General features: G+C 54.0%; 1 protein-coding gene. It reads right to left on the reverse strand.

Features of this window, described 5'->3' with window-relative positions; genetic code table 11:
• Positions 1 to 157: 157 nt before the first annotated feature.
• Positions 158 to 1,208: dockerin type I domain-containing protein (locus tag QZL66_RS00785; RefSeq protein WP_293601741.1), on the reverse strand; the 1,051-nt coding region annotated here is incomplete at its 5' end.

The raw sequence follows: 1,208 nt of genomic DNA on the forward strand, positions 1-1,208 counted from the left end.
AAGACACTTGTATACGCTTGTGAAGACAGGTTCTAAAACACACACGGCACACGATACCACCTCACAAATCAAAAGACAGCAAAAGACCTCTGCCCGTTTCTCGTGGGCAGAGGTCTTTTTGGTAGAAATGTGTTCAAAGAGAACTCACGGAGTTGGTTTAGTTTGCAGCAGGCAGGTCATTTACCAGATGTACCAGGAACTTCAGCAGTACCATGCTGTCATCTGCGCTGCGCTTGCCGTCGTTGTTGCAGTCAGCGTTCAGTGCTGCCTGCTGGTTCAGTGTTACAGAGCCAGCCACAGCTTTGTTCAGCAGAACTGCATCCGCCAGATCCACATCGCCGTCCAGGTTGACATCGCCGTAGAAGACACTCGGATTGATGGAAACAGTCGTGCCTACGGTGGTGGTTGTGGCAGCAGTTCCCTGTCCGGAAGAGGTGGTCGCCTCGACAGAGGTTTCTGTCTGAGGAAGTGTAGTCGGTGCCGGTGTGGTGGTTGTATTCTTTGCGGTCGTGGTTGCCTTGCCGGTAGCAGTCGTTGTTGTGGAAGCCTTGGTTGTTGTGGTTGCCGTCGTATTCTTGGTGGCTTCTGTGGTGACCGGCTTCGGGCCTTCCGAACCGGTGACCTTGCCGACAACGATGCCGCATCCAACGGTGGACATATAGACAGTGCCAAAGGTGTTCATGTCGCCAACCAGATAGTTACCGTTACCGGTGCCGCCGTACAGGTGGTTCTGGTTGATGAGGATCCAGCTCTTACCGCAGTCGGTGGAACGGTAGACGCCCTCCGGATCGGAGTCTGCCGGCTTGCCGTACATATACAGGGTGTAGGGGTCGCCGTCCTTTTGCGCTGCGCCATAGCCCATGGTCTTGCAGTAGCTGACGTTGTCCATCTTGGTAATGGTCTTGCCGTAGTCGGTTACCAGATATGCGCCGTAGTAGCCGGCTGCAATGGCGAATGTGCCCTCGTCCAGATAAGCGATGCGGTATGCGCCGTCGCACTGGTCGTACTGGCAAACGGTCTGGTTGTTCTTAAAGGTTTTGCCGTAGTCATCGCTGACCATCAGGATGTAGCGGGCATCGGTGATATCGGCCTTCGGCTTGCTGTAGAAATAGTACTGGTTGTAGTAATAGCCGTATGCGTATACATACTGCGGATTCTTTTGGTCTACACACATCCAGATGGTGCTGCTCAGGCTGTCGCTGGTGGAC

The sequence above is a fragment of the Ruminococcus sp. CAG:330 genome, assembly GCF_000437175.1.
Lineage (GTDB): Bacteria > Bacillota > Clostridia > Oscillospirales > Ruminococcaceae > Ruminococcus_C.